The following is a 12,466-nucleotide window of genomic DNA, read 5'->3' as shown; positions in this document are numbered from 1 at the left end:
CGAGGTGGTCTGATGGACCGGTGGGGGGTCCCCGGTTATACCGAGGTGCGCGAGCTTGGCACCGGCGCGTCAGGACGGGTGGTCCTGGCTCGGCGCGAGCACGACGGCGTCGAGGTCGCGATCAAGTACCTGTCCGACAGCCTGCGCGACGACGTCGGCTTCGTGGCCAGGTTCAGGCACGAGGCGCGGCTGCTCGGCAGCATGCGCAGTCCGCACAACGTCCGCCTGATCGGGTACGTCGAGGACGGCCAGGGCGCGGCGATCATCATGGAGCTGATCGACGGCGTCTCCCTGCGCGCCCTGCTCGACTCCGAGGGGCCGACGGGTCCCGAGGCGGCTCTGGTCGTGCTCAAGGGCGCGCTGCAGGGCCTGGCGGCGGCGCACGCTATCGGCGTGGTCCACCGTGACTTCAAGCCCGAGAACGTGATGGTCCAGGGCGACGGCAGCAGCAAGCTCGTCGACTTCGGCATCGCCGTCCGGCAGGGCGAGGGTGTCAACGCCGCGGGCACGCCCGCCTACATGGCGCCCGAGCAGTGGTCGGGCGGCCCCGCCACTGCGGCGGGCGACGTCTACGCCGCGACGATCGTCTTCTTCGAGTGCCTCACCGGCATGCGGCCCTTCCGCGCCGCGACGGTTCCCGCGCTGGCCAGGCAGCACCACGTCACGCCGCCGCCGATCGAAGAGGTTCCGGAGGCGCTGCAGCCCCTCGTCGAGAGGGGCCTGTCCAAGCATCCGATGGAGCGTCCGCCCTCGGCCGAGGCCTTCCTCGCCGAGCTGGAGAGCGTGGCGGCGCGAGCCTTCGGTCCCGACTGGGAGGAGCGGGGCAGGCGGCGGCTGGCCCGCCTGGCCGGGCTGCTGCTCGTGCTCTTCCCCGAGGCGCCGGACGCGCCTGCCGACACCGGCACGTCGCTGGCGGAGACGACGTTCGCCGAGCCTCAGCGCCTGCTGGCCAAGCTGGGTGTGAAGGTGATGGTCGGCATCGGGCTGGTCGCGGTGATCGGCACGGTCACCACGGTGCTGCTCACCTCGGGCGAGGACGACCCCGCGCTGCGGGCGCAGACCTCACCCGCGACACCGAGCGCCCCGACCTCGCTGATCGAGGCGCCCTCGCCGTCGGAGTCGGCTTCGGAGCCGGCTTCGGAGGAGCCCACGGAGGACGAACCGACCGCCGAGGCGGCACCCACCACCACGACCACGCCTCCACCGACGGTGGCCGCGGTCGCGCCGACCGCCACGCCCACGCCCACGCCGTCGAAGCGGCCGATCAGGGCCTCTCCCCCGCCGCCGCGGCCGAAGGCGACCAGGACACCCACTCCCACGCCTACGCCCGACGCCTCGTTGCGCGGCAAGGCGGACAACGACGCGCCGCCGCCGTCCAGCAGGCCCTCGCAGTCCGCGACGACCGCGGCCCCTCCGCCTCCCCCTCCGCCCCCGCCGAGCCCCTCGGAGACGCGCTCCTCCGAGACGCCGCAAGAGACCCCTGACCCGGAGTCGCCCGGCGAGTCGCCGGGCGAGCCGACCTCGAAGGACACCGACGGGCCGAGGGTCACCGAGAGCCCCGCGGAGGTGATCGCGAAGGCGCCGGCCGCTCTGCTCGCGCTCGGACTGGTGACGTCTGGCGCGGTACCGGTCACACTGGCGGTGAAACGCCGCGTCGCGGGGCGGCACAGGAGAAAGAGCTAGCGGGGGCGAGCGACCGGGGGATTCATGAGCATGATCGCCGGATTCCTGCTCTCCGACAGGATCAGGGCGACGGAGCTGGGCACGTGGGTCGAGGCGACGGGGCCAGACGGGCGCAGGGCGGGCGCCCTGCGCTTCGATCCCGGGCTTCTGCTCACGCCGGGCGCGCGTGAGCGCCTCGTCCAGGCCGTGATCGTCGATCGCAGGCTGGCGGAGAGCGGCATGGCCGGGCTGGTGCCGATCGCCGACCTGGTGACGGCGGGGGAAGAGGTGTGGCTGCTTGCCGCCCACGCGGTCTCCCCCACGCTGTCGGAGCTGCTGAGCGCGCCCGCCATGGACCCCGCCAGCGCCGCGGCGGTGCTGGTGGAGAGCGCGCAGACGCTCGCCGCCCTGCACGCGGCGGGGCTGGCCCACGGCTCCTTCCACCCTGGCACGGTGCTGGTCGCCGAGGACGGGGCCACCCTGCTGGGCGAGCGCGGCCTCGCCGACGCGGTCAGAGGGTTACCGCCCGCTCCCGAACGGGACGTCACGGCCTGGGCGGCGCTGGCCAGAGGGCTGGCCGCCACCTGGGCCTCGGGCGCGCGGGGCGCGGCGGAGCTGTTCGAGCGGGCGGCGGTCACCGCCACCACCCGCGGTCTGCCCGCGGCCAGGGACGGCCTGCTGGCCGGACGCGACGCGCTGCCCGGCGGCCTCATCAGCCGCGACCTGCTCGCCGAGACCGCCCGCCGCTGGTCGCCGCCCGCCTCGCCTGGCGGCGCGGGCCCGCAGGTCAGGGACGAGGGCGAGATCGCCACGATGCTGAGGGTCCCTGGCCCCACGCAGGAGCCCGTGCACTTCGGCCCTGGTGTCACTCCCGCCGCCGCCCACGGCGAGACCACCGCGGAGAAGATCTGGAGGGACGGCTCGAGACCCGGAGGTCCCGCCCGCCACGGCATGCGCGCGAAGAAGGCCGGCAGAGCCAGGCGCCGTAGAGCGGTCGTCTCGGCCGCGGTGTTCGCGCTGGTCATCGCGGGCGCGGTGCTGGCGTGGCTCTCTGTGCGCTCCTCACCCGATCTGGTCGTGCGGGCGGCGACGGTGAGCGCGCCCAAGACGCTGGGCTGCCGCAGGACCGCCACGATCACGGGGAGCCTGGTCACGAACGGCGAGGCGGGCAGGGTCACCTTCCAGTGGTTGCGCAGCGACAGGAAGGAGCCCATCGAGCAGACCGAGACCGTGCCCTCGGGCAAGACCACCCACACGGTGCAGCTGAGGTGGACGGTGAAGGGCGAGGCCACCGCCAAGCTCACGGCGCGCCTACGCGTCCTGTCACCCATCCCCCAGGGACAGAAGATCGAGGACAAAGCGACATTCACCTATAAGTGCTGATCTACCCACGACAAAGCGGTTGTTATTAGTCTGACGGCCATGACCACGCAGACCCCCGCAGGCTGGTACCCCGACCCCTACGGCTCGCCGCAGCTTCGGTGGTGGGACGGGGCCCAGTGGACCGACGCCACGCACCCGATGGAGCAGCGGCCGTCAGGCGCCCAGCAGTCCACGCCTCCGCAGGCAGGACCGCCCCCGGGGTCTCCTCAGGCAGGCTTTTCTCAGGGAGGGTCGCCTCAGGGAGGAGCGCCTCAGGCGGGGCCTCCGCAGGCGGGCTCCCCGCACCAGCCGCACGCCCCCGTGGTGGGGAGCACGCCGTATCACGGGGGCAACGCCGCCCCCTCGCAGCCGTACCCGGCGCAGGGGCAGCACCCCGCGCCCGGCGGAGGCTGGGCGCAGGGGCCGGCGCCGCAGGGCGGCGGCTGGCCTGCCGCCCCCACCCAGCAGTACGGCCGGCAGCCGTGGGGCGGCGGAACCGCGCAGATGCCCAGGCCCGACTTCGGCCAGCCGCCCAAGTCGGGCGGCGGCGCGCTGCCGTGGGTACTCGGCGGGATCGGCGTGGTCCTGGTGCTCGCGCTGATCGCCGGCGCGGCGATCTTCCTCGTCAACAGGAGCAGCGGGACGACGGCCCAGCCGACCCCCGAGCCGGTCCCGAGCGCCAGCCAGAGCGAGCCTGCCCCCTCGCCGAGCCCGACACCCAGCGAGTCGCCCACGCAGACGCCGCAGAGCCCCGGCGCCGAGCTGCCCCCCGCCTCGGGCGGCCGCATCACCGATCCCAGGACCGGCCTGTCCTTCGCCGCTCCAGGCGACCCGTGGGAGGTCCCCAAGTCCGCCGAGATCAACTCGCCCGACCCCAACGCCCAGCAGTGGCTGGCCGGGTCGCGGGCCATCTCGCACGAGAAGTACGACGGCCAGAGCGACTGGACGGGGAGCATCTACTCGGGCGAGCTCCACGCGATCTACCCCTACGAGGGCGTGCAGGGGCTGCGTGGCACCGTCGCCACCGTCTTCATCGACTTCGGCAGCCGCTTCTACCCGATCAAGCACGAGCGCAAGATCCTCCAGGACAAGGCCATCACGGTCGACGGCCACAAGGGCTGGGTGCTGGAGTACGAGCTGGACTTCACCGCCGAGTCGGAGAAGAACGGCTACCAGTGGAAGAAGGAGCGGGGCGCGGTCGTGGTGGTCGACAGGGGCGAGGGCAAGCGCCCCGCGCTGCTGTACGCTTCGGTTCCCGACAACCTGGACACCGGTGTCGTCACTCAGGTGTTGAACTCTCTCAAGCTGTCCTGACCAGGGCACTAGGCTGGGGTTAATGAGCGAGCGGCGGATAGCTCCGAGCCGCTGGGCGAGGAGATTGATCGTATGAGTGACTTGCTGGTCTGGATCGACTGCGAGATGACCGGGCTCGACCTGGGGCGCGACGCGCTCATCGAGGTCGCCTGCGTCGTCACCGACAGCGAGCTGCGGCAGCTGGACGAAGGCGTCGACGTGGTCATCAAGCCCCCGTCCGAGGCGCTCGAGCAGATGTCGGAGGTGGTGCGCGAGATGCACACCGCCTCAGGGCTGCTGCCCGAGCTCGGCGAGGGCGTGACGCTCGCCGAGGCCGAGTCGCTGGTGCTCGACTACATCCGCGGTCACATCCCTGAGCCGAAGAAGGCGCCGCTGTGCGGCAACTCGATCGGCACCGACCGCACGTTCCTCTCCCGCGACATGCCTGCCGTCGACGCCTACCTGCACTACCGGATGATCGACGTCTCCTCCATCAAGGAGCTCGTGCGCCGCTGGTTCCCCCGCGTCTACTTCGCCGCGCCCGAGAAGCAGGGTGGGCACAGGGCTCTTGCCGACATCACCGAGAGCGTCCGCGAGCTGCGCTACTACCGCGCCACCGTGTTCGTGCCGCAGCCGGGGCCCGACTCGGCCACCGCCCGAACCCTCGCTGACGGTGTGTCGCGTAACTGAGTGGCGCAAAGGGTCGCGAAGACCGCTACACTTTTCCATGTGCTGCTGCGGCGGCGCGAGCTTGGTGGGTGTAGCTCAGTTGGCAGAGCGCCAGGTTGTGGTCCTGGATGTCGGGGGTTCAAGTCCCCTCACTCACCCCAGGTGAAATGCCAGAAGGCCCGATCACTCCGGTGATCGGGCCTTCTGCGTGACCGGGTGTCTCCGAGGCGGGAGCGGCCCCGGCCTCCACAGCGTCGTCGGGCGGCCCTCGCGGCCGCCTCCCCTCGTCGAGCGGACGCTCCCGTGGTTCTTCGCCACGCACAAACTCGAGAGCGTCCCCGAGCCGGCCGTACTGCGGACCGGCCGTACCAGCTGACAGCGGGATCATCGCTGAGGCCTGCGTCGGGTGCCGTGTCGCTCCGGAGAGGAGCAAGGGACAGAGCCTTGCCCGTTGAAATCAAACGGGCAAGGCTGCCGTCCCTTCGGTGGACAGGAAAAAAATAACGTATCCGCCTGCTCGATTGCATGGTCATTCGTCGCGAACCTCGAGTGTCTCTGAAGAAGTCAACCAGTTGCTTCCCGGCGGCCAGGAACGCGCCGCGACGACCCCCCGCACACGCCAAGCCGCCACTGAAACGCGCATTCTCTCGTCAATTATCCGACTGCTGGCGACAAACGCCCCGCGTGTCGCATGTGAGGGTTGCGGAGTAGGGCTTTCACCGGAGAAGGATCGCGTGGTGAACAGATGACCAGGAAAAGACCAGCGCTGGCCGCCGTCCTGCTTTTCTGCTGCATGGGAAGCGGGTACGAGAACGTGAATGCCGGGGAGCGGGCGCTGAACGCCGCACTGGAAATGCGCGGAGTCCCATATTCGTGGGGCGGTGGCGGGGCGAAAGGTCCGAGTTTCGGAATCGGGCGCGGCGCCACGACGGTCGGTTTCGACTGCTCGGGCCTCACACAATACGCGTGGGCGCGGGCCGGGGTGCGCATCAAGCGCACGGCGCGCGGTCAGTGGCGAAACGGATGGCCGGTCCCCGAGGGGCAGGTGCGACCGGGAGATCTCGTCTTTTATGACAGCAATCCGGTGTCACCGGGACCCGAGCACGTGGGCATCGCCGTCGACGGGGAGTGGATCGTTCACGCGCCGTCCACGGGCGGGTTCGTGACCTTCGCGCCGCTGGTCAGGCGCGGATACATGGGGGCGGTCCGCCCCGCTGAGACGGCTCCGACGACCTCTGAGGCCGCTGCCGGATGACCGGGGTTCCCGAGCGGGACGGACACGCTGACGTACCGGTTCAGGTGACGACGAATCGCTCCAGAGCGTTGGTCGTCGTCACCTGAACTGCCTGGGTGCCCAGGCGTGTGCCGTTCTGAACGGCGGGTCCAGCCTCGTGCCATGCTGAGCCGCGATGAACGGCCCGCTCTGGAGAAGCGGGCCGCCCGACTGACACCCGAAAGAACTGCGCCAGGAGGGGGATTGCAATTCGTTTCAATGGGACGGATAAGTGTCAGAACATTCTCGCGTTCAACGAGCGTCAGACTAGTCCTGGTCCTCGCACCACTCGAACTGCTGGTTCTGGATCCCCAGGACGTTGACGTTGACCGGGCTGTTGTTCAGGTTGAGCAGCTGGTTGAGGATGGGAACGAGGCCGCCGTTCGAGTTGGTCTGGTTGCACTCAACCTCCTTGTCCTTCTCCGGCTTGTTGTAGTCCGCGTAAGCGGCGCTCGTGCCGGCGAAGATGGTGCTGGCGATCGCTGCACCGACGAAAATGCGACGAAGCATGATTGTGTCCTCCGTTGAGATGGCCTGCGGATTACCGCTGCCGTCAGTTGTTTCTGGCAGAGCACCAAAGCGCTCGGCAATCATAATGTGCCATTCGTCGCGGGCTTTCAAGCAGAGTCCCGTCCTCCCCGGACCAAAGGTCAGTATTCTTTCGGTAGTCCCACGGGCTCTTCCTCCGGACCGGGGGCCGGAAAATTTGTGCATGAAGGACATTCCTTACTCGCATTCGAGAAAGGGGCGTTGTTCATTTTGCCTCCCTTGGGCCCCAGAAAACTCCACCTTAGGTAGAGGTCGCCGGAATGCTGGCTCCCCGCTGGCAGAGAGTTGACTACTTGGGGCATCCCTGGCCTCGCACGGAAGCCTTACAAGACAGAAATCATCGGAATTGCCGGGAAGAACCGGCAGATAATGTCACGGCGGACGGGCGAGATTGGCCGTGCAGCCGGGCATGAAGAGCCCGGCATGACGAGCCGCGCATGACGAGCCGGGCATGACGAGCCGGGCATGACGAGCCGGGCATGACGAGCCGGGCATGACGAGCCGGGCAGGACGAGCCGGGCATGACGACCGGTGACGATCTGCCGTCGCGCCAGGCGCCGCCGGACCTTCTCGCCGTTGACCGCCGGATCGGGAGCCGCTGGAGGCGGCCGCCGGGTCTGCTCGCCGAGGCCTGGTACCCGAGTGACACTTCGTGACGCCGAGGGCCTTCTGTGTGGATATGCCGAACTGGCCCGATCAGGGGCTGTCTACAGTCTCCGGCTACAGTTTCAAGACGTTCGAGTATGCTCTCGCCGGGGCACCCGCAGGCCGAGGGATCTATGTCGCCAGTGATTGCTGACCTGGTGAAGGGGAGCCAGTACTCCAGCGACGTTGCGCGATCATGGTTCGGATCTGCGCCGGTAGTGGCAGCGCCGGGCTGTGGCCCGCCGACGACGGCGCCAATCCGACCAGCGCCGGCCGCGCTGGTCGGCGTCGACGCGGGCCCAGGCCCATGGGTAGAAGCGTGGAACAGGACCGGTCTTTCGCTTTTCTCTGGTGACTTTGGCCCCAAATCCGGACAATGCGAGTTATGCTCGCTGTCAACCGCTTACGCCGGAAGCACGGGGGCCAATCGGCGATCTGACCGACTTCGCTGTTCCGGAGGCCGGATTGAGAGTCGAAGACGCAGCACGCTTGAGCAAGCGTGAGGCCGAGGTGATGGATCTGATCGCGACGGGTCAGTCCAACGGCGAGATAGCACAACGGCTGTTTCTCAGCGAGAAGACAGTCAAGAACCACGTCAATCGCATCTACGCCAAGCTGGGCGCCGACTGCCGCATGACCGCGATCGGCCTCTGGCTCAACCGCGACACCTGACCGTCGCGCCCGCCGTCCTACGCGCGCCCGCCCGCGTCCTACGCGCGCGCCTGCCCGCCGTACGGACAAAGATCCACCGTCCTACGCGCGCTTGCCCGCCCTACGGACGAAGATCCGCCGTCCTACGCGCGCCCGCCCGCCGTACGGACGAAGGTACGGCGGGCGGGCGCGAGCTTCACAGCGGGCGGGACAGTGCGCGTGACAGCGCCGCCACACCGTGCTCGAGGTCGGCGTCCTCGATGTTGAGCGCGGGCCGCAGGCGCACCGAGCGCTCCCCGCAGGGCAGCACCAGCACGCCCTCCTCCTCGCGCAGCCGGGTGATCAGCGCCCCCCGCCGGCCGGTGTCCGGCAGGTCGAAGGCGCACATGAAGCCCCTGCCCCGCACGTTGGAGACCAGCTCGGGCCGTTCGGCCTGGAGCTTGGCCAGCCCTTCGAGCAGTTGGACGCCCGCCTGGGCGACGCGCGGGATGAGCGCGTCGCGCTCGATGATCTCCAGCAGGCCGCGGGAGCGGACCATGTCGACCAGCCCGCCGCCCCACGTGGAGTTGATGCGCCCGCTGACCTCAAAGACGTTGTCGGGGACGAGGTCAACGCGGCGTCCCGCCATGACGCCACCGACCTGTACCTTCTTGGCGAAGGCCACGATGTCCGGCTCGAGGCCGAGCTGCTGGTAGGCCCATGGCGTCCCGGTGGTGCCCGCACCGGTCTGCACCTCGTCGAGCACGAACAGAGCGTCGTGCTCGTGGCACAGGTCCTGCATGGCGCGCAGGAACTCGGGGCGCATGTGGTTGTCGCCGCCCTCGCCCTGGATCGGCTCGGCGATGAAGCAGGCGATGTCGTGCGGATGGCGGTCGAAGGCCGCCCTGGCCTGGGAGAGCGCCCGCTCCTCCGCCGCCTCCACGTCGCCGTGGTGGATCGCGGGCACCTCGATGCGCGGCCAGTCGAAGGCGGGGAAGCGCTCGGTCTTGAGCGGCTCGGTGTTGGTCAGCGAGAGGGTGTAACCGGAGCGGCCGTGGAAGGCCCTGGTGAGGTGCATGACCCGGGTGCCGAGCTCAGGCGAGCGGCCCGCGGCCTCGTTGCGGCGGCTCTTCCAGTCGAAGGCGGTCTTGAGCGCGTTCTCCACCGCGAGCGCGCCACCCTCCACGAAGAACAGGTGGGGAAGGGCGGGATCACCGAGCACGCGGCTGAAGGTCTCGACGAAACCGGCCAGCTCCTCGGTGTACATGTCGGGGTTGGCGGGCTTGTTCAGCGCGACCCTGCCGAGCAGCCCGGGGTCGAGCGGCGGGTTCACGCCCAGGGGGGCGGAGGCGAAGAAGGTGTAGAAGTCCAGGTAGCGGCGGCCGGTGCGGGCGTCGACGAGCCAGGAGCCCTGGCTGCGGTCGAGATCGAGCACCAGCCGGTAACCATCGACGAGCAGGTGGCGGGCGAGCCTTTCGAGTACGTCCATGTCATCTCCCCCTCGAGCCGGATCACGACATACGTTCCCCCGTACCCCGCTCGCATGTAAAGACTTTTCGTCCAAAATGCCGATTTACGCGAGGTTCTTCACCTTTACCGACAGAACGATGATGGCGATGCCGTAGATGACGGCGAAGACGCCGATCAGCCAGGTGAGGGCGAGGGCGCCGGAGGCCGGCCAGGTGAGCAGCAGGATGCCGAAGACCACGGAGAGGAGCCCACCGATGATCAGCATCCACTCGTTGTCGATGGTCTTGCGCAGCCGGATCCCCGCGAAGATCTCGGCGACCCCCGTGAAGATCGCCCAGAAGGCTATGACGTAGAGCAGGGCCAGGGTCGTGATGCCGGGCCAGACGAAGGCCACGATTCCGGCCAGGATGCCGAGCACGCCCGAGATGATGAGCCACGCCTTCGAGCCGGAGTCGTGGCGGAAGGCGGCGCCCAGCGAGAAGATGCCGCTGACGATGGCGTAGGCACCGAAGAAGATGACCAGGACCCACAGGGTGATGCCGGGCCAGACGATCGCCAGGATGCCGAAGATGACCGCGCAGATACCTCGGATGAGGATGAGCCACCAGGTGCTCGCCAATTGCTCCATACCGCTCTGCTATCCACAATCGCGGCGCGAGCAGCCCCCTGCCTGGTCAAATGTCGGTGATCAGGGCGTTTTCACCCATGGGAGTAGACCACGATCGAGACCGCGATGTACTGCACCAGGTAGGCGGCCACGGTGAGGGCGTGGAAGACCTCGTGGAAGCCGAACCAGCGGGGCGAGGGGTCGGGCCTGCGCAGGCCGTAGACGATCGCGCCCGCGCTGTAGAGCACCCCTCCGACGGCCACCAGTGTCACCGCGGCGATCCCCGCCCCCTGCAGCAGCTGCGGCATCACGAAGATCGCGGTCCAGCCGAGCGCCAGGTACAGGACGGTGTACAGCCAGCGGGGCGCCGACATCCAGAACATTCTGAACAGCACGCCCGCCAGCGCTCCGCCCCAGGTCACGCCGAGCACGGCGATCCTGGGCAGCCCGTCGAGGGCGAGCAGCGCGAAGGGCGTGTAGGTGCCCGCGATGATCAGGTAGATGTTGGCGTGGTCGAACCTGCGCAGCACCTCGGCCAGGCGGGGGCCCAGCGTGCTGCGGTGATAGGTGGCCGAGATGCCGAAGAGCAGGGCGGAGGTGATCGCGTATATGGCGGAGGCGAGCCTGGCCTGCGTGGTCGGCCCCAGGGCGACCAGGACGAATCCGGCGACCAGAGCGACGGGCAGGGCTCCGGTGTGCAGCCAGCCGCGGAGCCGCGGCTTGGTGAAGGTGGCGACACTCGTCATGAAACCTACGGTAGCGTAGGTTACAGCGCTCCGAGGAAGCTGGCGGCTATGGGAAGCGCCACTTTCGCGCCGGATCCCCCGTGCTTGACGAAGACGCAGAAGGCCAGGTCGCCCCGGTAGCCGACGAACCAGGCGTGTGGCGGGCCGTCGCCGACCTCGGCCGTTCCCGTCTTGCCCGCCACGTCGGCGCCGAGCCCCGCGCCCTTGGCGGTGCCGTCGGCGACGACCTGCCGCATCATCGTCCGCAGCTCGCCCGCCACCCGCTGGTCGAGCGCGATCTCGGCGGGCGGAGCGCCGTCGAGCTTCCTCGCCGCCTTGGCGGTGACGAGCCTGGGCGCGCGCCAGGTGCCGCTGCCGACGGCGGCGGCCAGCGTGGCCATGCACAGCGGCGAGGCCCTGACCGAGCCCTGGCCGATCGCGTTCTCTCCCACCCTGTCGGGGTTGGTGGTCGGATCGATGGCCCCGCACAGCCCGCCCACCCCCGTGGGCAGCACCCGCCTGCCGAAGCCCCACTCCTTGGCCACCTCGTCCAGGCGCGTCGCGCCGAGTCTGGTGACCGCCTGCTCGACGAAGGTGGTGTTGCAGGACACCGCGAAGGCGCCCGCCAGCGACGAGGCCGTCACGCTCTCACTGGCGTTCTTGAAGGTCCTGCCGTTCGGGATCGTGAAGGAGGACGGGCAGGCCACCCCGCTGGAAGCCGAAAGACCCGCCTTCAGCAGGCCCGCCGACGTGACCACCTTGAACGTCGAGCCCGGAGGGAAGAACCGCTGGAAGGCCGCCTTCTGCCCCAGCCTGTCGGCCACGGCCAGGATCTCACCGGTGCTCGCCTTGATCGCGACGATCGCCGCCTCTCTCGCCACCCCGTCCAGCGCCCTGGCCGCGGCCGCCTGCACCGGCCGCGACAGCGTCACGCGCACCTGCCTGGCGGGCGGTGGCTGGAAGACCACCAGCGTCCTGGGCTTCGCTCCCCGAGCGGCCGCCCTGATCGCCCAGCCGGTGTTCGTCTCGCCGAGCCGCTCCTTGAGCTCGTCGAGGTACGGTTCGGCGGCGCTGTCGTGCGGGAACGTCGCCCCCGACCTGGTGACCAGCTCGACCCCGGAGACCTCGATCTCCTCCAGAGCGAGGGCGCCACCGTCCTTCAGGGCGGGATGCAGCGTCTCGGGCGCCCAGAGCACCTTCCACGCCCCCTCGCGGACGGCTAACCGCAACGTCCCCGTGAACCCCCACGGCCCCATGCCCGTCAGCTGCCGCGTTCCGGTGAACGGCAGCTCCGCCGTCTCCTCCCCCGTCGCCTTGAGCGCGCCCGCCCTGAGGGTGAGGGCGTTCACCCTGAACTGCTCGGCGAAGGCCAGATGCCTGTCGGTGAAGTCCTTGGGCGGGTCGGCCACCATGCGCTCCATCGAGGAGATGTCGCTGCGCTGCCACGCGGCCAGATAGGCATCGGCCGTCGCCATGGCGCTTCCACTCACCCCCGAGGCCGCCACGAAGGCGAACGCCCCCGCCCCCACGACTACTGCCAGGGCGACCAGGAGCCCGACCAGCCTTCGCCTACGCATACGG

Annotated in this window: 11 protein-coding genes and 1 tRNA gene; 7 read left to right on the top strand and 5 right to left on the bottom strand. The window is 69.5% G+C overall.

Annotated elements, in window-relative coordinates; translation table 11 throughout:
- Window positions 1-12: 12 nt before the first annotated feature.
- From ABFX50_RS20805 to ABFX50_RS20780, 6 genes are all read left to right on the top strand, one after another.
- A complete protein-coding gene (locus ABFX50_RS20805; RefSeq protein ID WP_346148702.1) occupies window positions 13-1,683 on the top strand; it encodes a serine/threonine-protein kinase in 1,671 nt (556 codons plus the stop codon).
- Between the two features lie 24 nt (window positions 1,684-1,707).
- Entirely contained in the window at window positions 1,708-3,045 is a 1,338-nt protein-coding gene (locus ABFX50_RS20800; protein ID WP_346148700.1) for a protein kinase family protein, read from the top strand.
- Between the two features lie 39 nt (window positions 3,046-3,084).
- Window positions 3,085-4,338 (top strand): DUF2510 domain-containing protein, encoded by a 1,254-nt coding sequence (locus ABFX50_RS20795; protein ID WP_346148698.1) that lies wholly within the window; start codon window positions 3,085-3,087, stop codon window positions 4,336-4,338.
- 72 nt (window positions 4,339-4,410) lie between these two features.
- Window positions 4,411-5,007 carry an oligoribonuclease gene (orn, locus tag ABFX50_RS20790; protein WP_183656840.1) on the top strand — a complete coding sequence of 199 codons (597 nt, stop codon included), beginning with the start codon at window positions 4,411-4,413 and terminating at the stop codon, window positions 5,005-5,007.
- Window positions 5,008-5,071: 64 nt separating this feature from the next.
- Window positions 5,072-5,147, top strand: a tRNA-His gene (locus ABFX50_RS20785).
- A gap of 584 nt (window positions 5,148-5,731) precedes the next feature.
- Window positions 5,732-6,241, top strand: a complete 510-nt coding sequence (locus tag ABFX50_RS20780; RefSeq protein ID WP_346148696.1) for a C40 family peptidase — start codon at window positions 5,732-5,734, stop codon at window positions 6,239-6,241.
- Window positions 6,242-6,526: 285 nt separating this feature from the next.
- Here the strand turns inward: ABFX50_RS20780 and ABFX50_RS20775 are convergent, their stop codons facing one another.
- Window positions 6,527-6,880, bottom strand: a complete 354-nt coding sequence (locus tag ABFX50_RS20775; RefSeq protein WP_346148693.1) for a hypothetical protein — start codon at window positions 6,878-6,880, stop codon at window positions 6,527-6,529.
- 1,062 nt (window positions 6,881-7,942) lie between these two features.
- Between ABFX50_RS20775 and ABFX50_RS20770 the strand changes: the two genes are divergently transcribed.
- Window positions 7,943-8,125 (top strand): helix-turn-helix domain-containing protein, encoded by a 183-nt coding sequence (locus ABFX50_RS20770; protein WP_379505471.1) that lies wholly within the window; start codon window positions 7,943-7,945, stop codon window positions 8,123-8,125.
- Window positions 8,126-8,300: 175 nt separating this feature from the next.
- Here ABFX50_RS20770 and lat read toward each other — a convergent pair whose 3' ends face one another.
- The 4 genes from lat to ABFX50_RS20750 form a co-directional block, all read right to left on the bottom strand.
- Entirely contained in the window at window positions 8,301-9,572 is a 1,272-nt protein-coding gene (gene lat, locus ABFX50_RS20765) for an L-lysine 6-transaminase (RefSeq protein WP_346148691.1), read from the bottom strand.
- Between the two features lie 84 nt (window positions 9,573-9,656).
- Window positions 9,657-10,181, bottom strand: a complete 525-nt coding sequence (locus tag ABFX50_RS20760) for an HdeD family acid-resistance protein (protein WP_346148689.1) — start codon at window positions 10,179-10,181, stop codon at window positions 9,657-9,659.
- A gap of 71 nt (window positions 10,182-10,252) precedes the next feature.
- Window positions 10,253-10,906, bottom strand: a complete 654-nt coding sequence (gene trhA, locus ABFX50_RS20755) for a PAQR family membrane homeostasis protein TrhA (RefSeq protein ID WP_183656827.1) — start codon at window positions 10,904-10,906, stop codon at window positions 10,253-10,255.
- Between the two features lie 20 nt (window positions 10,907-10,926).
- Entirely contained in the window at window positions 10,927-12,462 is a 1,536-nt protein-coding gene (locus ABFX50_RS20750) for a penicillin-binding transpeptidase domain-containing protein (RefSeq protein ID WP_346148687.1), read from the bottom strand.
- Window positions 12,463-12,466: the final 4 nt, after the last annotated feature.

The organism is Nonomuraea recticatena (assembly GCF_039533245.1).
In the GTDB taxonomy this organism is placed as follows: domain Bacteria; phylum Actinomycetota; class Actinomycetes; order Streptosporangiales; family Streptosporangiaceae; genus Nonomuraea; species Nonomuraea roseola.
Note: the sequence above shows the minus strand (reverse complement) of the source record. Positions and strands in the feature narration are given on the sequence as shown.

What these genes read in the sequence shown, in the direction of transcription:
- lat (WP_346148691.1), bottom strand. Translation starts at nt 9,572, where the DNA reads ATGGACGTACTCGAAAGGCTCGCCCGCCACCTGCTCGTCGATGGTTAC.
- orn (WP_183656840.1), top strand. Translation starts at nt 4,411, where the DNA reads ATGAGTGACTTGCTGGTCTGGATCGACTGCGAGATGACCGGGCTCGAC.
- ABFX50_RS20800 (WP_346148700.1), top strand. Translation starts at nt 1,708, where the DNA reads ATGAGCATGATCGCCGGATTCCTGCTCTCCGACAGGATCAGGGCGACG.
- ABFX50_RS20760 (WP_346148689.1), bottom strand. Translation starts at nt 10,181, where the DNA reads ATGGAGCAATTGGCGAGCACCTGGTGGCTCATCCTCATCCGAGGTATC.
- trhA (WP_183656827.1), bottom strand. Translation starts at nt 10,906, where the DNA reads ATGACGAGTGTCGCCACCTTCACCAAGCCGCGGCTCCGCGGCTGGCTG.
- ABFX50_RS20795 (WP_346148698.1), top strand. Translation starts at nt 3,085, where the DNA reads ATGACCACGCAGACCCCCGCAGGCTGGTACCCCGACCCCTACGGCTCG.
- ABFX50_RS20750 (WP_346148687.1), bottom strand. Translation starts at nt 12,462, where the DNA reads ATGCGTAGGCGAAGGCTGGTCGGGCTCCTGGTCGCCCTGGCAGTAGTC.
- ABFX50_RS20805 (WP_346148702.1), top strand. Translation starts at nt 13, where the DNA reads ATGGACCGGTGGGGGGTCCCCGGTTATACCGAGGTGCGCGAGCTTGGC.
- ABFX50_RS20780 (WP_346148696.1), top strand. Translation starts at nt 5,732, where the DNA reads ATGACCAGGAAAAGACCAGCGCTGGCCGCCGTCCTGCTTTTCTGCTGC.